Below are 16,452 nucleotides of genomic sequence, written 5' to 3'. Positions count from 1 at the left end.
CGGAGGTGCCGCAAGGGGTGGCGCCAGGAGGGGGATCAGGCGGTTGCCTGGTCTTCCGCGTCGGGGTCGGCCGGGAGGGTGTGGTCTACCTGGGCGGCTTCGATGAGCTGGGTCATGGCAACGTGGATGTCCTCCGCCTGGGCGCGGCTGAGGCCGAGCTTGGCCAGCATGGTGCCGGGTACGCCCATGGCCCTGTCCCGGAGCGCGGTGCCTTCGGGTGTCAGGCCCACCGCGAGGGACCGTTCATCCCCGGGAACGCGGCGTCGGGTGACATAGCCCAGGGCTTCGAGCCGCTTGAGCAGCGGGGACAGGGTGGCCGGGACCAGGAGGAGGGCGTCGCTGATTTCCTTGACGGAACGCGGGCTCTTTTCCCACAGCGCAAGCATCACCAGGTACTGCGGGTGGGTCAGGTTCAGTTCCTGCAGCACCGGCCGGTAGGCACTGATGACGGTGCGCGAGGCGACAGCGAGAGCGAAACAGAGCTGCCGCTCGAGCAGGAGGTCTTCGTCGCTCCCTGAGGGGGAAGTCATGAAGCCATGATATCGAAGTGCAAAATCCAGCTACGGGAACATGGCCAGCAAGAGGAACGCGGCGAACAGCACCAGGTGGATGGCTCCCTGCAGGCGGGTGGCCCGGCCGGGCACCACCGTGAGTGTTCCGACGATGACGGTCAGCAGGAACAGGACGATCTGCGTGCCGCCGAGGCCCAGCGTCAGCGGGCCCTCCAGCCAGATGCTGGCGACGGCGATGGCGGGAATCGTGAGGCCGATGCTGGCAATTGCCGAGCCGTAGGCCAGGTTGAGGCTGATCTGGATTCTGTTCCGCGACGCTGCCCGGGTGGCGGCGAGTCCCTCCGGCAGCAGGACCAGGAGCGCGATGACCACGCCCACGAAGGACTCAGGGATCCCGGCGCGGGTGACGCCCGCCTCGATGACCGGCGATACGGTTTTGGCCAGCCCGACGACGGCGACCAGCGCCGCGCAGAGCAGCGCCAGGCTGATGTAGGTGGCCCGGTTGGTGGGGACGGGGCCGTGCAGGTCGTCCTCGCCGTCGCCGGGGGACACCACGGGCAGGAAAAAGTGGCGGTGGCGGACGGTCTGCGTCAGCACGAACACGCCGTAGAGGGACAGCGACGCCACGGCGGCGAAGCCCAGCTGCAGGGGAGAAAACTCAGGTCCGGGCCGCGATGTCGTGAAGGTCGGCAGGACCAGTGTCAGGGTGGCGAGGGTGGTGACCACGGCGAGGGCGGCACCTGCTCCCTCCGGGTTGAACCGCGGAATGCCGTACCTGCGGGCGCCCACCAGGAGGGCGATCCCCACGATGCCGTTGGCCGTGATCATGACGGCGGCGAAGACGGTGTCCCGTGCCAGCGAGTGGCTGCCCTCACCGCCGGACGCGATCAGCGTGACGATCAGGGCCACCTCGATGACAGTCACCGCAACTGCCAGCACGAGGGACCCGAAGGGCTCGCCGACGCGCTGGGCGACTACTTCCGCGTGGTGCACCGCCGCCAGGACGGCGCCCACCAGGACCACCGCAATGACGGTGGCCAGCACCGGGCCGGGGGAAACTCCCCAGGTCACGGCCAGCACGATCAGGCCGACGACGGGAACGACGGCCGTCCAGGACGATCGGAGCCGGGCCAGCACAGCGCTATCTTCTCAGTGCTGGCCCTGCAGTGCTAGAGCTTCGGTATTAGCCTTCGCACTCCGAGCAGTACTTCTTGCCGTCCTTTTCGCGCGCGAGCTGGCTGCGGTGGTGGACCAGGAAGCAGGACATGCAGGTGAACTCATCTTCCTGCACCGGAACAACCTGGATCAGCAGCTCTTCGTGCGACAGGTCGGCACCGGGAAGGTCGATGCCTTCGGCGGTGTCGGCTTCCTCCACGTCAAGCAGGGCCGTCTGGGACCCGCCCTGCCGGGACTGGATGGCCTCCAGGGATTCGTTGGCCGGCTGGTCCTCTTGGGTCACGCGGGGGGCGTCGTAGTCAGTTGCCATGGTTTTAACTCCTTCGGCTGAGCGCCGGACGGCGCACATTCGCAGGACTCAACGAGCGGGCGCCGCCAGGTATTCCCGGTAACCGGGGACGGGTTAAGGTCCCCAAAGTCTAGAGGATGACTTCGCGGGTCATGCCGAATGGAACCTCTTCGGACAGCGCGGCGGTGTAGCTCCCGGGCCTGTTGCGGGTAACGACGATCCCGTGCGTTCGGGTGAGCATGGCCGCCTCCTGAAGGCACTTGACGGCAGCATCCAGCCGTTCGTCGAGGACCTTGCGGTTGTCTACCTGGATGTCGATCGTTTGGGTGGTGCTGGGCATGGGTGTCCTTCGGGCAGTTCAAAATTTGGGCTTTATCAGAAAATGTGGGCCGCGCGCGGAAATGGCGGCAGGCCGCTCCGGGATCACTGCGTACGCAGCTGCGCCGGGCGCCAATATGTTCAGCCGGTAGGCCGCTGATGCACCGCCCCCACGGGGCTCTGATGAAGCCGGTCCACGCATACTGTCTCGCGTGCATCTTGTTCGGTGCCTGCATAAAAGTAGAACGGCGGACCCGGCACTTTGTCAACGTTGCGCGTTGACTCATGAAAGATGCCCGCGTAGCGGTATTCGAAGAATCATTTGAGAATGCCCGCGTAGCGGCGTGTCCGCCGGGGTGGCGTTTGCCGTGTCGGCACTGTGAGCCATGGAGCTTTCGATGAGTGAACGCAGGGCTGTCACGAAGGTCATCGCCACCCGCTACGCCCGCTCGGACCGGGCCGTGAAGAAGCAGATTCTCGATGAGCTGTGCGCGACGACGGGATGGCACCGCGACCACGCCCGCAAGGCCCTGCGGCAGGCGCTGGTACTGAGGGCCGTGCTGCCCAGGCCGACTCGGCCGCCTCTGTACGGGGAACCGGTGATCGAGGCGCTGCGGTTCTGCTGGGCGGTCCAGGGAACGCCCTGCGGGCGGCTCCTCGCAGCAGCGCTGCCGGACCTGGTCCCGCGGCTGCGGCGGTTTAAAGAGCTCCGCATTGACGCCGCCACGGCGGCCCAGCTGCTGACGATCTCACCGGCGACCATCGACCGCCGGCTCAAGGCCGACCGGGCGAAACTGGAGCCCCGCGGCCGGTCCCACACCAAACCTGGAACGCTGCTGAAGGACTCGATTCCGGTGAGGACCTGGGCCGAGTGGGATGATGCGGTGCCCGGGTTCGTGGAGATCGATCTGGTCGGCCACGAGGGCGGCAATAACCAGGGCGAGTTCTGCTTCACCCTTGATATCACTGACATCGCGACCGGTTGGACGGAGACCCGGTCGGTGCGGAACAAGGCGCAGAAATGGGTCTTCGCGGCGATCAAGGACGCCACCGCCGCGTTCCCGTTTCCGATCCTGGGGATCGATTCGGACAACGGTTCGGAGTTCATCAACTGGGAACTCTTCCGCTGGTGTGAGCAGGAGAAACTGACCTTCACCCGGTCCCGGTCCGGGAACAAGAACGACGGCGCCCATGTCGAGCAGAAGAACTGGCACGTCATCCGTCAGACCGTCGGCTACCACCGCTACGACACACCCGGCGAGCTGGAACTGCTGAACCGGATCTGGGCGCTCCAGCGGCTGCTGACCAACCACTTCGGACCCCAGCAAAAACTCGTCGCGAAAGTCCGGACCGGCGCGAAGGTCACCAAGACCTACGACGCGCCCGCCACCCCGTTCCAGCGCGTCCTGGCCGACACCGGCACCGTCACCAAAGCCACCAAAGCCCGCCTGAAACGTGAAAACCGGCCACTGAACCCGGCCGCCATCCAACGCCAGATCCAGGCCCTCTGCACAGAGCTCCTGACCCTGACCACCGCCAAGCAAGCCCCCAAGAAGCAGCCCGCCATCCGGGCAAAATCAAATGATTCCACGAATCAACCCAGGCGGGCATCTTGACATGATTCCTCGGGCGTTCAGGGGCTCCCGGGTTAGGCTGTTCCGTGCTTCGTCTGAAACGCCTTGCGGTCCTCAGCCTTGTCGCGTTCGGCGCCATCACGGCGTCCGCGTTCTGGCTTATCGGCGCGACCGGTGCGGGGACCTCCGGCGCAGGGATTCACGCGGACCGTCCGGCGCCGCCGCAATCGGCGGGCAAGTTCGTGCCGCTGGCAGATGGCAGCCAGCATGCGGTGAACATCACCAGGACTGTGGACCCTGGCTGGCTGGCGCGGACCGCAGCGCAAACAGGCATTCCTGACCGGGCGCTCCGCGCGTATGTTGCCGGGGCCGGTATGGCGAACGCTGCGGCACCGGGGTGCAGAATCGGCTGGAACACGGTGGCCGCCGTCGGGTTTGTCGAGTCCGCCCACGGCGCCCTGGGCGGCGGCCGTCTGACCGCATCGGGGAAAGTGACGCGCCCGATCGTCGGCCCCGGACTTAACGGCGATGGCTTTGCCGCCATTGCCGACACCGACGGCGGCTCGCTCGATGGCGATACCCTTTGGGACCGCGCCGTGGGGCCCATGCAGTTCATTCCCTCCACGTGGAAGCTGGCGGGCAAGGACGCCAACGGGGACGGGGTGGCGGACCCGCACAACATCGACGACGCCGCTCTCAGCGCGGCAGGCTATCTTTGCGCCGGCGGCCGCGACCTCACCACCGCCCAGGGGTGGAGCGACGCCATCTGGTCCTACAACCAGTCCGAGGCATACCTGAGCCAGGTGGGCGGCAAGGCTGTTGAATACGCGGAGCAGGCCGGGCCTACCAAGTAGACCCGGCCTGCTTACGAAGATGTTCCCTTTTCCGGAGCGATGCGGTTCAGCCCCGGTGCGGGGAGCCCAGTTCCACGGGTTCCTCATCCATCAGGTAGGCGGACTCGGAGTGGGCCGCGATGTCGATGCCGCGGAGTTCGGCCGCTTCGTCGATGCGGAGGCCGACGGCGATGTTGAGGACCTTGGCGATGACCCAGGTGACGGCAAAGGAGTAGGCAAGGGTGGCCAAAGTTGCGACCGTCTGGGTGCCGAGCAGGTCAAAGCCTCCGCCGTAGAAGAGCCCGTTGACCTTGTTCGGAGCGGCGTCCGTGGCGAAGAGCCCGATCAGCAGGGTTCCGATGATGCCGCCGACGAGGTGCACGCCGACGACGTCGAGCGAGTCGTCGAAGCCAAGGCGGAACTTCAGTTCGATGGCCAGGGAGCAGACGGCCCCGGCGATCACTCCGATGGCCAGTGCCCCGAGCGGGCTCACCGCACCGCATGCCGGGGTGATGGCCACGAGGGCCGAAATCAGTCCGGACGCCGCCCCCATACTGCTGGCGCTGCCGAGCCGGATGCGTTCCACGAGGGTCCAGGCAAGCAGGCCGGCGGCGCCGGCCACGGCTGTGTTCAGGAAAACCACCGACGCCGAATGCCCGGCTGTGAGGGCGGAACCGGCGTTGAAGCCGAACCAGCCGGCCCACAGCAGTCCTGCTCCCACCAGCACCAGCGGGCGGCTGTGCGGCCTGACGTGCTCGCTCCTGGGCCAGCCGGCGCTGCGTCCCAGGACCAGTGCGAGTGCGAGGGCTGCGATTCCGGCGTTCATGTGCACGGCGGTTCCGCCGGCGAAGTCGATTGCCTTGAGGTTGTTGACGATCCAGCCGCCGGTGACTGAACCGTCAGCGGAGCTGAAAGCGAAAACCCAGTGGGCCACCGGGAAGTAGACCAGTGTGGCCCACAGGGCCGCGAAGGTCATCCAGGCGCCGAACTTCATCCTGCCGGCCGCGGCACCGGCGATGATGGCGGTGGTGATCCCGGCAAAGAACAGCTGGAAGGCGGCGAACAGCGCCGGCGGTAGCGCGGCGTCGGGATCCTCGGCCAGCAGCTGGCCCAGGCCGAGGTACTCGGTGGCATCGCCGATCAGGCCGGCTCCGCCAAGGGAATTGCCGAAGACCATCGAGTAGCCGAACACCGCCCAAAGGACGGCGACGACGCTGACGCCGCCGAAACACATCATCATCATGTTCAGGATCCGCCGGGATCCCACCATGCCCCCGTAAAACAGGGCAAGTGCCGGGATCATCATGCAGACCAGGGCGCTAGCGGCGAGAATCCAGGCAACATCTCCAGAATTCATGGAAACTCCAATCGGGGACGGAAAGAGGCGTGTCGTGCCCGGTTCCTGAGGGTGGACACATCTTTGAGGGTGAACACAGGCCAGTGAGGTGAAACCATGATTCCCCGCAGTGAACGGCTGCGGGTTTCGCTGGCGTTAATTTCGCGTTGCGATCGGCACCTTCACCCGTCTTGCAGATTTAACAAAACCAGTGGGCTTTTGTAACATCGGTTTGGCTACTGTGGTTCAACAACGTTCACTGCAGGTAACACCGAACCGAACAGGACAGTTCCGATGACAAGCCTCGCAACACCTGAAGTAGCAACGGAGCCCGCCATTTCATTGGAAGCGGGCCGGATCGCTCTCGCCGACATCGCCAAGGCCCATGATGTCCGCTTCCTGCTGGCCACCTTCGTGGACATGACCGGCAAACCGTGCGCCAAGCTGGTGCCCGTCGAAGCCGCCGATGAGCTCGAGGCCGGCGTCATGGGCTTCGCCGGCTACGCGGCCGGCCTCATCGGCCAGAAGCCGCAGGATTCCGACCTCATTGCCGTTCCCGACCTCGCGTCCTTCACCCCCGTGCCGTTCATCAAGGAAGGGCTCGCACTGATCCACTGTGATCCCTACGTCGACGGCAAGCCGTGGCCCTACGCGCCGCGCGTCATCCTCAAGAACACCCTCGCCCGCCTGGCGGAGAAGGGAATGCAGGCAAAGATCGGCGCCGAGGTGGAATACTTCCTCGTCAACAAGAACACCGACGGCACCCTCAGCACCGCCGATACCCGCGACGACTCACCCCGTCCCTGCTACGACGCCCGCGGCGTCACCCGCATGTACGAGCACCTCACGTCCATCTCCACGGCCATGAACAGCCTGGGCTGGGGCAACTACGCCAGTGACCACGAGGACGCCGCCGGTCAGTTCGAGCAAAACTTCAACTATGCGGACGCGCTGACTACTGCGGACCGCGTGGTCTCCCTGCGCTACATCCTGAACATCCTGGCTGAGCAGCGCGGCATGACGGCCACCTTCATGCCCAAGCCCTTCACCGACCGCACCGGCACGGGCCTGCACTTCCACCTGTCGCTGTGGTCAGGGGCTGACGCCCTCTTCCCCGGGAACGACGGCGACCGCGGCCTTGGGCTGTCAGCGCTCGCCTACTCCTTCATTGGCGGCCTGCTCGAACACGCCCCGGCCCTGCAGGCGTTCCTCGCTCCCACAGTGAACTCGTACAAGCGCACCGGTGCCACCACCAGCTCTTCCGGCGCAACGTGGTCGCCCCGAAAGGCCTCCTTCGGCGGCAACGACCGGACCCACATGGTCCGCGTGCCGGATGAAAAGCGGATCGAGCTGCGCTCCGGGGACGGCTCGGCCAACCCCTACCTCGCCATCGCCACCGCCATCGAGGCCGGCCTGGACGGCATCGCCAGGGAGACGGACCCGGGAGCACCCTCCGGCCCGGGTGAAGCGCGGCCCGACGCCCACCTGCTGCCGGCAACGCTGCTCCACGCCGTCGAAGCCCTGCGGCGGGATCCCGTGATCCTCTCCAGCCTCAGCGGGGACGAGGCGATCGGCAAGTACTACGCCGACGCCAAGGAGGAGGAGTTCCTCACCTGGCACAACCAGGTGAGCGACTGGGAAATCCGGACCTACCTGACCTCGATCTGAGCTCCATCCCAAAACAGAACCAGCCCTAGCAAAGGACCCTGAAATGTGCGGAATCGCCGCGCTGCAGCTGCGCAACCCCCTGCTGCACCCCCAGATGGGCAGCCTCCTGTCCTCGATGATGTGCCAAATCGTGGACCGGGGCCCGGACTCCGCCGGCCTCGCCGTCTACGACACCCCAGGCCTCGTTTCCGGCAACACCTCCACGCTCAGCCTGCTGGGCAAGGACCAGGGCATGCCGGCAGCCGGGATCGCCGCGGCGCTGGAGAACCTGCTGCCCGCCTCCGCAGGGACAACGGTGAAAGTGGTGGGCGATACGACCTTCGTCAGTTCCGCCGTCGACACCGGGCTGCTTGCTAAGGCAGTGCGCGACACCCTCCCGGAGTCCACTATCATCGGCCGCGGTGAACACGTGGCCGTCATGAAAAGCGTGGGCCATCCGATGGAGATCGCCGCGGAGCACGGGCTGGAGGCCATGTCCGGCAGCCAGGGCCTGTCCCACACCAGGATGGCAACGGAGTCGGCCGTCACGGCCGGCGGTTCGCACCCGTTCTCCGTTGCCGACGACCTGTGCCTGGTCCACAACGGCTCCTTCTCCAACCACGCCACCATCCGCCGGGACCTGCTGCGCGAAGGCGTGGTGTTCGACTCGGACAACGACACCGAAGTAGGCGCCCGCTACATCGCCTCGCGCCTGAAGCAGGGCGACACCCTTGAGGAGGCCCTGACCAGCCTCGGCAAGGTGTTCGACGGCTTCTACACGCTCGTCGTCACCACCGCCGACAGCATGGCAGTGGTCCGCGACCCCATCGCCTGCAAGCCGGCCATCATCGCCGAAACGGACGATTACGTGGCCATGGCTTCCGAATACCGCGCCCTGGCATCCCTGCCCGGCATAGCCACAGCCCGCATCTTTGAACCGGAACCCGGAAAGGTCTACACATGGTCACTCTGATCGAAACCCAGACGCAGGATTACCCGGCCGCCACCGATGAGCTTCCCGCCCTCGTGGACCTCGCAGACAGCCCCGTCCGCGACCTCAACCAGGCTCTGCACGAGGCACTCGACGGGCAGTCCTGGACTGTCGAGAACCCTGGGGGCAAGCACAGCCTCGCCGTCGGCATCGATGCCGGGGTGTCCGTCACCATCAACGGCCATGCAGGCTATTACGCCGCCGGGATGCACCAAAAAGGCGAGGTGACCATCAACGGCAATGCCGGCGTCGGACTCGCGGAGAACATCATGTCCGGAAAGGTCCATGTAAAAGGGGATGCCTCCCAGTCGGCGGCGGCCACCGGGCACGGCGGGCTCGTGGTGATCGACGGCAATGCCGGAGCCCGCTGCGGGATCTCCATGAAGGGCGTGGACATCGTGGTGGGCGGCAACATCGGCCACATGTCAGCCTTCATGGCCCAGGCCGGCCGGCTTGTGGTCTGCGGCGACGCCGGGGACGCCCTCGGCGACTCCATTTACGAAGCCCGCATCTACGTGAAGGGCACCGTCGCTTCCCTGGGCGCTGACTGCATCGAGAAGCCGATGAAGGCCGAGCACCTGGAAGAGCTCGCCGGGCTGCTCGCCGCCGCCGGCCGCACCGACGACCCTGCGGACTTCAAACGCTACGGCTCGGCCCGGAACCTCTACCACTTCAGCGTCCACAACTCGACGTCTTACTAGAAGGACAACGCCATGACCATCACCTCCCTGGGCGCCCCCTCAGCCCTCCCCGCACGGCAGGTTGAAGAACTGGGCCTGCGCGAATCAGCCACCTTCGACCGCGCCACCATCGCCGACATCCAGCGGGCCGCCGCCACCGGCGTCTACGACATCCGCGGCTGGGGAGCCAAGCGCAAGGTCCCGCACTTCGATGACCTGCTGTTCCTCGGTGCCTCCATGTCCCGCTACCCCCTGGAGGGCTACCGCGAAAAGTGCGATACCGACGTCGTCCTCGGTGACCGCTACGCCTCCAAGCCGCTGCACCTGCAGACCCCGGTGACCATCGCCGGCATGAGCTTCGGCGCCTTGTCCGCCAACGCCAAGGAAGCGCTGGGCCGCGGCGCCAGCGAGGTGGGCACCTCCACCACCACCGGCGACGGCGGCATGACCCCGGAGGAGCGCGGACAATCCAAGCACCTCGTGTACCAGTACCTGCCGTCGCGCTACGGCATGAACCCGGATGACCTCCGGAAGGCCGATGCGATCGAAGTGGTCCTCGGCCAGGGCGCCAAGCCCGGCGGCGGCGGCATGCTGCTCGGACAGAAGATCACCGAGCGCGTGGCCGGTATGCGCACCCTGCCGGTGGGCATCGACCAGCGCTCCGCCAGCCGCCACCCGGACTGGACCGGCCCTGACGACCTGGAAATCAAGATCGGCGAGCTCCGTGAGATCACCGACTGGAAGACGCCCATCTACGTCAAGATCGGCGCGTCCCGCCCCTACTACGACACCGCCCTGGCCGTGAAAGCCGGTGCCGACGTCGTCGTCGTCGATGGCATGCAGGGCGGCACCGCCGCCACGCAGCAGGTGTTCATCGAAAACGTCGGCATCCCCACCCTCGCGGCCATTCCGCAGGCGGTGCAGGCACTGCAGGAACTCGGCCTGCACCGCAAGGTCCAGCTCATCGTCTCCGGCGGCATCCGCACCGGGGCCGACGTTGCCAAGGCCATGGCCCTCGGCGCCGACGCGGTGGCCATCGGCACCGCGGCGCTGATCGCACTGGGTGACAACGACCCCCGGTACGCGGCCGAATACGCGGCCATGGGATCGGCAGCGGGCTTCTACGACGACTTCCAGGCCGGCCGGGACCCGGCCGGCATCACCACGCAGGACCCGGAGCTCTCGTCCCGGCTTGACCCGATCGAGGGCGGACGGCGCCTCGCCAACTACCTGCGCGTCCTGACCATGGAGGCGCAGACCATCGCCCGGGCCTGCGGAAAGTCCCACCTGCGCAACCTCGAGCCGGAGGACCTGGTGGCCCTGACCATCGAGGCATCGGCCATGGCCCGGGTCCCGCTCGCGGGCACCAGCTGGATCCCCGGGGCGAAGTAATGCCGGAATCACCCGAACCTGTCGTGGCGGGCGCCGGCCGCGCCGGCGCCGCCGCGGCTACCGATACCGTAGCCGGACTCCTGCGCGACATTTCCGGCGTGGGAACGGACGTCCGCCGCGGCGGCTACTCCCGGCCGGTCTTCTCCTGCGCGGAAATCGGGCTCCGGGCCTGGTTTGTGGAGCAGGCCGAACGGCGCGGGCTGGACGTCCACACCGACGGGAACGGCATCATCTGGGCCTGGTGGGACACGGCAACCGGCACCCGCCGGGACGCCGTCGTTTCCGGCAGCCACCTGGACTCGGTGCCCGGCGGCGGAGAATATGACGGGCCGCTCGGCGTCGCGTCCGCGCTCGTCGCCGTCGACATCCTGAAGAGCCGCGGGTTCCGTCCCCGGCGGCCGCTGGTCATCGCCGTCTTTCCCGAGGAGGAGGGTTCCCGCTTCGGCGTCGCTTGCCTGGGCTCACGCCTGCTCACCGGCGCGCTGGATCCGAACAAGGCCCGCAACCTGAAGGACGCGGACGGCAACACGTACGCCGACCTGGCCACAGCCAACGGACAGGACCCCCGGTTCATCGGTGCCGACCACAGGACCCTCAGCCAGCTGGGCGTGTTCGTGGAGCTGCACGTCGAGCAGGGCAGGGGACTGGCCGACCTCGGCCGGCCGGTGGCCATCGGCTCCTCGATCCTGGGTCACGGCCGGTGGAAACTGTCGGTGCACGGCCAGGGAAACCACGCCGGAACCACGCTCATGAAGGACCGCCGGGATCCCATGATTGCCGCAGCCAAGATCATGATCGGCATCAGGGACACCGCCGCGAAGTACCGGGATGCGCGGGCAACGGTGGGCCGGCTCCAGCCCGTTCCCGGCGGGACCAACGTCATCGCCTCCCGGGCGGACATGTGGATCGACGTCCGGCATCCCCGTGACGAGGTCACCGCAGCCCTGGTGGAATCGATCCACCTCAACGCCCAGGTGATGGCGGCGGAAGAAGACTGCACCGTGACGTTCGGCGTCGAATCCCTCAGCCCCACGGTGCACTTCGACGCCGGCCTGCGCGACCAGCTCCAGGCCCTGCTTCCGGCGGCACCGGTCCTGGACACCGGGGCGGGGCACGACGCCGGGGTGCTCGCCAGCCACATTCCCACCGCCATGCTGTTCGTGCGGAATCCCACCGGCATCTCCCACTCGCCCGAGGAACTGGTGGACGACGCCGACGCGGAGGCAGGTGCCGCCGCGCTGGCGGAGGCCCTTGCGGGCCTGCTGGGAACGGCCCGGGCGCTCGGATCCGGTCTGCAGGCTCCGCCTATGATGGCTTGATGACGGATCAGGCTGGCGAAGCGCGGGACACGGCCGCGGAGAATACCGACGACGGCGTGACCGGCAAGCTCGAGCGGATCATTGCCGGCCAGGTCCGCCACTACCGGACGGCGAACGGGCTCTCCGCGTCAGAGCTGGCGTCACGGACCGGCATGTCCAAGGCGATGATCTCCAAGATTGAAACCGCCAGCACGTCCTGCTCCCTCACCACCCTGCAGCGCCTGGCGGACGGGCTGAAGATTCCGGTCACCGCGCTGTTCCGCGGCGCGGATACGGACCGGGACGCCACCTTCACCAAGAGCGGCCAGGGCAGCCTGACGGTGCGCAGCGGAACCCAGCACGGGCACGAGTACCGGGTGCTGGGGACCCTGAAGGGGCGGACCGACGCCATCGAGCCCACGCTGGTGACACTGACCGACGCGTCCGACGTCTTCCCGCTCTTCCAGCACCCCGGCACCGAGTTCATCTACATGCTCGACGGCAGGATGGTCTACGGCCACGGAGCGTACGAATACACGATGGAACCCGGCGATTCCCTGCTCCTGGACGGCGAAGGCCCGCACGGTCCGCTGGAGCTGCTGGACCTGCCCATCCGGTTTCTGGCCATTGCCGCGAAGTAGGGTTAGATGCCTTAGGCCCCGCCCCGCCGGCTCACCATCTCATGGATCCAGGCGGGGGCAAAGGGAGACGTGCAGTTGGGCGGGGTGGGGTAGTCCTTCAGGACTTCCAGCCGTTCGCCGATATCGATGGCCCGGGCACGGTGCTCGGCATGCTCGATGCCGATCTGCGCCAGGGTATGGTTCATCGCCCACTGCAGGCGGTCCGGGGCGTCCTTCATCTCGGCCTCGATCGTGTCCAGCAGGCCCGGCAGGTCGAGCCCCTCGGGCTTCTTTGCGACCCGCTCCGTGGTCAGGGCCCAGCCGGCACTCGCGACCACGTGGTCCGGGTCGTCGGTCCAGGCGACGCGCAATTCTTCGGCATGCGGGCTCTTCTTCACCACGTAGTTCACCAGCCAGTCATGCACCTTGGGCGAACGCGCCTGCCGCAGTATGGCGTCCAGTTCCTGCGCGCCGAACGCCTTGGGGCGGCAGATCAGCAACGCCAGCAGGCGGGCCGCGGTGTCATCCGTGGCCCACAAGCCGATGGCTAGGTCGTGCTGGGTCTTGAGCCGCTTCGCGACGGCGCGCAGTTTGGACAGGTTTACACCGTGGTCGTCGCCGCGCTTCCGGTTTGCCTCACGCATCCCCGGATCCTCGAGCGCGGCCAGTTCGGCCATCACCGCCTGGATTGTTGTGTCAGTCACCACTGCTCCTGCTCGCCGGCTGCCTCCAGCCGTATTCTACGGGCACGCCAGCTGCTTCTACGGGCACGTCAGCTGCCGTTCATAGAATGAACAGGTTGTTTATTTGATGAACGCAAAGCTAAAGTGGTCCGCGACACATCACCACGTCGCGGCACTCTTCGAGGAAGGAAGCGCAGCATGAAGATTCCCGGCGAGACCAGCAGGCCCAGCCCGCTGCAGGCACCCGAGCTAAACCTCACGGACCGCGGGCGCCGCGGGGTCTGGATTGACCTGCAGGATGCGGCGTCGATCGAGCTGATCTGCGCCGAAGGTCCGGACTGGGTAGGGATCGACGGGCAGCACGGGCAGCCGGAGTACGGTGACCTGCTCGGACTGATTGACGCGGCCAACGTTTTCGGCGTCCCGGCCATCGTGCGCGTGCCGGGACACGACGTCGGCAGTGCAGGCCGCGTGATCGACGCCGGCGCCCAGGGCATCATTTTTCCCACGGTGGAGGGCGGCGCCGCGGCCTCCACGCTGGTTTCGGCCTGCCGCTTTCCTCCGCGGGGCGGCCGCAGCTACGGGCCGGTCCGGAGGTCCCCCCGGTACGCGAAGCCGACGCCCGGGGTGCCGGCGGATGATCCGCTGGCCATCCTCATGGTGGAGACGAAGGCGGGCTATGAGAACCTCGATGCCATCCTGGCCGCCGACCCCGACGGTATCTTTGTTGGCCCTTATGACCTCTCGCTGAGTCTCGGCGTTGACTTTGACACCCTGGTCTCCGCGGATCCGGACGGAATCCTGCGCGACATCGCCCGCCGCTGCGCGGACGCCGGTGTTCCCGTTGGCATCTACACGGGTTCCATCGAACTGTCCGCCGCGCCGATCAGCTGGGGATACAGCTTCATGCCCATAGCCTCGGACTACTCGCTTCTGTCCACCGCCACCCGCAGTGTCCTGGCGGCGCAGGCCGACGCGCAGCAATCCATCTCCGCGCAGCAATCCATCTCCATGCAGCAATAGCCGGAACTGAAGGACAAAAACATGGAGCTGGAAGGCAAAGTCGCCCTGGTCACCGGTGGCGGGCAGGGTATAGGACGCGGGATCGTTGACCGGTTCCTGGAAGAGGGGGCCCAGGTCGCCGTCGTGCAGCGCCGGGAACTGGGGGAGGAGCTGCTGCGGCACCAGCGCGTCCTCGGTATCCGGGCCGACCTTGGTGACACCACAGCCATCAAAGCGGCTGCCGACAACGCCGCCGGGCATTTCGGCGGCATCGACATCCTGGTGAACAACGCCGGCATCATGTTTGAGCGCAGCGTCGCAGACATCACGGTGGACGAATGGGACCTGATGATGGCGGTGAACATGCGTGCGCCGCTGTTCCTGGCCCAGGCTGCCCTGCCGCACATGCAGCGGCGGGGCGGCGGAAGCATCATCAACATCGGATCCATCGAAGGTCTTTCGGCGAATCCACTCCACGCCGCCTACTGTGCGTCCAAGGCCGGCATCCACGGAATGACACGCGCCATGGCAGTGGACCTGGGCAAGGACGGCATCCGCTGCAATGCCATTGCCCCTGGGTGGATCGCGTCTGAGCTGAGCGAAAACTACCTTGAGTCACAGCCGGATGCGGCCGGCGCACGGGAGGCGCTGGACCGCCTGCACCCCGTGGGGCGGGTGGGCCGCCCCACGGACGTCGGGGACCTGGCTGTCTTCCTGGCCAGTGGCCGGTCGGGCTTCCTGACCGGGGAGGTTGTGGTGCTCGACGGCGGCAGGACGGCAAAGCTGCCGCTGCCGTTTTAGGGATCGCCGCCGGCAGGGGACCCGCCGGGGATGGACTATGGTCAAAGCAACACATCCAGAAAGGCGGTCCCTGCCGGCCCATGAGCGCGTCCGGATACCTTGCGGCTTCGATACCCCCGAGGATGGCCATGGCCGGTTCGGCCGTCGCGATCCCCATCCTCGCCGTGCAGCAGATGAACGATGTGGGGATCGGCGGTGCGCTGGTGGCCGTGTCCCTCGGACCCAGTGTCCTTGCCGCGCCGCTCGCCGGTGCCGCACTGGACCGGGCCAGGCGCCCCGCCCTGCTTGTGGCCGTTTCCGGAGTGCTCACCGCCATGGCCTTTGCCGTAACCGCATTCCTCGGACAGCTCCCGCTGCCGCTGGTGTTCACCTGCCTGGCCGTGGCGGGAGCTGTCTCGCCCTTCTACATGGGCGGACTTTCCAGCTTCGTCGCCGATGTCATCCCTGACAGCCGCCGGGCGTTTGCCTACGACGCCCTTTCCTACAACGTCTCGGCGGTGGCGGGCCCGGCCTTTGTTGCCATCCTGGCGCTGTTCCTGCCCGCCCCGGCCTCGCTCGCGGTGCTGGCCGCCATCGCCGCTGCAGGGGCAGTGAGCGTCAGCTTCATCGCCCTGAGACCGCACTCGGCTCCCCGGGTTTCACCGTGGCAGACGGTCGTGGCAGGGCTGCACTGGATCTCCAGCCACCGCCCGCTGACCGTGGTCACCGCCGCCTCCACGCTTAGCCAGCTTGGCCAGGGCGGCCTCGCGATCGCCGCCGTCGCCCTTTCCATCGAACGGATCGGTTCGCCCAGCGACGGCGCACTCGTGGTGACGTCGTTCGCCGTCGGAAGCCTGCTGGGTGCGCTGTACGAGACAGTGCGTCCCACGCAGGCCCGGCCCCACGCCGTCATGACGGCCGGTTTCTTCGCCACCGGGCTGCTGACCGTCGGCGCCGCCGTCGAGATCGGGACGGCCTGGACCGTCGTCGCAATCGGCCTGTCGGGCGTCTTCACGGCGTCCACTGCCGCCGCGATGCTCTTCCTCCGCAACCATCTGAGCCCGCCGCACCTCCGGTCCCAGATATTCACCGTCGGCGCCGGTCTTCGCGCCAGTGCCTCGGCCGGTGGCGCAGCCCTGGCCGCCTCTGCCACCGGATTCGGCGGCGCGCTGAGCCTGGCCGTCGTCGGAATCGTCTGGGTTGCATCGGCAGCCCTGATGGCCGCGTATCCGAAGGCCTAGCTGTTCGCTCCTGGCGATGGAGCAACGGGGCAGCGATAAACACCCGATATAGTGGAATGCACTATGGACGACCCTCCTTC

General features: G+C 67.1%; 17 protein-coding genes. 11 read left to right on the top strand and 6 right to left on the bottom strand.

Going from position 1 to position 16,452, the window contains the following annotated elements:
• Positions 1-35: 35 nt before the first annotated feature.
• From BWQ92_RS09595 to BWQ92_RS09580, 4 genes are all read right to left on the bottom strand, one after another.
• Complete coding sequence (locus BWQ92_RS09595; RefSeq protein ID WP_076799314.1) at positions 36-530, bottom strand: MarR family winged helix-turn-helix transcriptional regulator; 495 nt, start codon at positions 528-530, stop codon at positions 36-38.
• Between the two features lie 30 nt (positions 531-560).
• Positions 561-1,649: a calcium:proton antiporter gene (locus tag BWQ92_RS09590; protein WP_076799313.1), complete on the bottom strand. Its 1,089-nt coding sequence runs from the start codon at positions 1,647-1,649 to the stop codon at positions 561-563.
• A 46-nt stretch (positions 1,650-1,695) separates the two neighbouring features.
• Positions 1,696-1,998 carry a DUF4193 domain-containing protein gene (locus BWQ92_RS09585; RefSeq protein WP_076799312.1) on the bottom strand — a complete coding sequence of 101 codons (303 nt, stop codon included), beginning with the start codon at positions 1,996-1,998 and terminating at the stop codon, positions 1,696-1,698.
• Between the two features lie 109 nt (positions 1,999-2,107).
• Positions 2,108-2,317: a hypothetical protein gene (locus BWQ92_RS09580; protein ID WP_076799311.1), complete on the bottom strand. Its 210-nt coding sequence runs from the start codon at positions 2,315-2,317 to the stop codon at positions 2,108-2,110.
• A 376-nt stretch (positions 2,318-2,693) separates the two neighbouring features.
• On the opposite strand from BWQ92_RS09580, the gene BWQ92_RS09575 reads away from it, so the two are divergent.
• Both BWQ92_RS09575 and BWQ92_RS09570 read left to right on the top strand, forming a co-directional pair.
• Positions 2,694-3,911, top strand: coding sequence for an integrase catalytic domain-containing protein (locus BWQ92_RS09575; protein WP_216639975.1), 1,218 nt, complete (start codon positions 2,694-2,696; stop codon positions 3,909-3,911).
• A 44-nt stretch (positions 3,912-3,955) separates the two neighbouring features.
• Entirely contained in the window at positions 3,956-4,723 is a 768-nt protein-coding gene (locus BWQ92_RS09570) for a lytic transglycosylase domain-containing protein (protein ID WP_076799310.1), read from the top strand.
• A 46-nt stretch (positions 4,724-4,769) separates the two neighbouring features.
• Here the strand turns inward: BWQ92_RS09570 and BWQ92_RS09565 are convergent, their stop codons facing one another.
• Complete coding sequence (locus tag BWQ92_RS09565) at positions 4,770-6,059, bottom strand: ammonium transporter (protein WP_076799309.1); 1,290 nt, start codon at positions 6,057-6,059, stop codon at positions 4,770-4,772.
• 273 nt (positions 6,060-6,332) lie between these two features.
• Here BWQ92_RS09565 and glnT point away from each other — a divergent pair, with 273 nt between their 5' ends.
• From glnT to BWQ92_RS09535, 6 genes are read left to right on the top strand one after another with little or no spacing between them, the layout of a single operon-like run.
• Complete coding sequence (gene glnT, locus BWQ92_RS09560) at positions 6,333-7,706, top strand: type III glutamate--ammonia ligase (RefSeq protein ID WP_076799308.1); 1,374 nt, start codon at positions 6,333-6,335, stop codon at positions 7,704-7,706.
• 43 nt (positions 7,707-7,749) lie between these two features.
• Positions 7,750-8,658 (top strand): glutamine amidotransferase, encoded by a 909-nt coding sequence (locus BWQ92_RS09555; protein WP_076799307.1) that lies wholly within the window; start codon positions 7,750-7,752, stop codon positions 8,656-8,658.
• The gene (locus BWQ92_RS09550; RefSeq protein WP_076799306.1) at positions 8,646-9,377 is read left to right on the top strand and encodes a protein glxC; all 732 of its coding nucleotides are present in this window, start codon (positions 8,646-8,648) and stop codon (positions 9,375-9,377) included. The genes BWQ92_RS09555 and BWQ92_RS09550 overlap by 13 nt, the downstream gene beginning before the upstream one ends.
• 12 nt (positions 9,378-9,389) lie before the next feature.
• A complete protein-coding gene (locus BWQ92_RS09545) occupies positions 9,390-10,748 on the top strand; it encodes an FMN-binding glutamate synthase family protein (protein WP_216639979.1) in 1,359 nt (452 codons plus the stop codon).
• Positions 10,748-12,067 carry an allantoate amidohydrolase gene (locus BWQ92_RS09540; protein ID WP_076799305.1) on the top strand — a complete coding sequence of 440 codons (1,320 nt, stop codon included), beginning with the start codon at positions 10,748-10,750 and terminating at the stop codon, positions 12,065-12,067. Before BWQ92_RS09545 ends, BWQ92_RS09540 begins: the two co-directional genes overlap by 1 nt.
• Positions 12,067-12,687, top strand: a complete 621-nt coding sequence (locus BWQ92_RS09535; protein WP_076799304.1) for a helix-turn-helix domain-containing protein — start codon at positions 12,067-12,069, stop codon at positions 12,685-12,687. The genes BWQ92_RS09540 and BWQ92_RS09535 overlap by 1 nt, the downstream gene beginning before the upstream one ends.
• 11 nt (positions 12,688-12,698) lie before the next feature.
• Here BWQ92_RS09535 and BWQ92_RS09530 read toward each other — a convergent pair whose 3' ends face one another.
• A complete protein-coding gene (locus tag BWQ92_RS09530; protein WP_216639996.1) occupies positions 12,699-13,343 on the bottom strand; it encodes a DNA alkylation repair protein in 645 nt (214 codons plus the stop codon).
• 204 nt (positions 13,344-13,547) lie between these two features.
• Between BWQ92_RS09530 and BWQ92_RS09525 the strand changes: the two genes are divergently transcribed.
• The 3 genes from BWQ92_RS09525 to BWQ92_RS09515 all read left to right on the top strand — a co-directional run bounded on the left by BWQ92_RS09525 (position 13,548) and on the right by BWQ92_RS09515 (position 16,372).
• Positions 13,548-14,372, top strand: a complete 825-nt coding sequence (locus tag BWQ92_RS09525; RefSeq protein ID WP_076799302.1) for an HpcH/HpaI aldolase family protein — start codon at positions 13,548-13,550, stop codon at positions 14,370-14,372.
• A gap of 21 nt (positions 14,373-14,393) precedes the next feature.
• Positions 14,394-15,152, top strand: a complete 759-nt coding sequence (locus tag BWQ92_RS09520) for an SDR family NAD(P)-dependent oxidoreductase (RefSeq protein ID WP_076799301.1) — start codon at positions 14,394-14,396, stop codon at positions 15,150-15,152.
• 128 nt (positions 15,153-15,280) lie between these two features.
• Positions 15,281-16,372, top strand: coding sequence for an MFS transporter (locus tag BWQ92_RS09515; RefSeq protein WP_157365128.1), 1,092 nt, complete (start codon positions 15,281-15,283; stop codon positions 16,370-16,372).
• Positions 16,373-16,452: the final 80 nt, after the last annotated feature.

This window comes from Arthrobacter sp. QXT-31 (genome assembly GCF_001969265.1).
Taxonomy (GTDB): Bacteria; Actinomycetota; Actinomycetes; order Actinomycetales; family Micrococcaceae; genus Arthrobacter.
Note: the sequence above shows the minus strand (reverse complement) of the source record. Positions and strands in the feature narration are given on the sequence as shown.

Excerpts from the sequence above, each read along its gene's own strand:
- BWQ92_RS09530 (WP_216639996.1), bottom strand. The coding sequence starts at position 13,343 with ATGGCCGAACTGGCCGCGCTCGAGGATCCGGGGATGCGTGAGGCAAAC.
- BWQ92_RS09535 (WP_076799304.1), top strand. The coding sequence starts at position 12,067 with ATGACGGATCAGGCTGGCGAAGCGCGGGACACGGCCGCGGAGAATACC.
- BWQ92_RS09555 (WP_076799307.1), top strand. The coding sequence starts at position 7,750 with ATGTGCGGAATCGCCGCGCTGCAGCTGCGCAACCCCCTGCTGCACCCC.
- BWQ92_RS09545 (WP_216639979.1), top strand. The coding sequence starts at position 9,390 with ATGACCATCACCTCCCTGGGCGCCCCCTCAGCCCTCCCCGCACGGCAG.
- BWQ92_RS09565 (WP_076799309.1), bottom strand. The coding sequence starts at position 6,059 with ATGAATTCTGGAGATGTTGCCTGGATTCTCGCCGCTAGCGCCCTGGTC.
- BWQ92_RS09585 (WP_076799312.1), bottom strand. The coding sequence starts at position 1,998 with ATGGCAACTGACTACGACGCCCCCCGCGTGACCCAAGAGGACCAGCCG.
- BWQ92_RS09525 (WP_076799302.1), top strand. The coding sequence starts at position 13,548 with ATGAAGATTCCCGGCGAGACCAGCAGGCCCAGCCCGCTGCAGGCACCC.
- BWQ92_RS09520 (WP_076799301.1), top strand. The coding sequence starts at position 14,394 with ATGGAGCTGGAAGGCAAAGTCGCCCTGGTCACCGGTGGCGGGCAGGGT.
- BWQ92_RS09580 (WP_076799311.1), bottom strand. The coding sequence starts at position 2,317 with ATGCCCAGCACCACCCAAACGATCGACATCCAGGTAGACAACCGCAAG.
- BWQ92_RS09595 (WP_076799314.1), bottom strand. The coding sequence starts at position 530 with ATGACTTCCCCCTCAGGGAGCGACGAAGACCTCCTGCTCGAGCGGCAG.
- glnT (WP_076799308.1), top strand. The coding sequence starts at position 6,333 with ATGACAAGCCTCGCAACACCTGAAGTAGCAACGGAGCCCGCCATTTCA.
- BWQ92_RS09515 (WP_157365128.1), top strand. The coding sequence starts at position 15,281 with ATGGCCGGTTCGGCCGTCGCGATCCCCATCCTCGCCGTGCAGCAGATG.
- BWQ92_RS09575 (WP_216639975.1), top strand. The coding sequence starts at position 2,694 with ATGAGTGAACGCAGGGCTGTCACGAAGGTCATCGCCACCCGCTACGCC.
- BWQ92_RS09540 (WP_076799305.1), top strand. The coding sequence starts at position 10,748 with ATGCCGGAATCACCCGAACCTGTCGTGGCGGGCGCCGGCCGCGCCGGC.
- BWQ92_RS09550 (WP_076799306.1), top strand. The coding sequence starts at position 8,646 with ATGGTCACTCTGATCGAAACCCAGACGCAGGATTACCCGGCCGCCACC.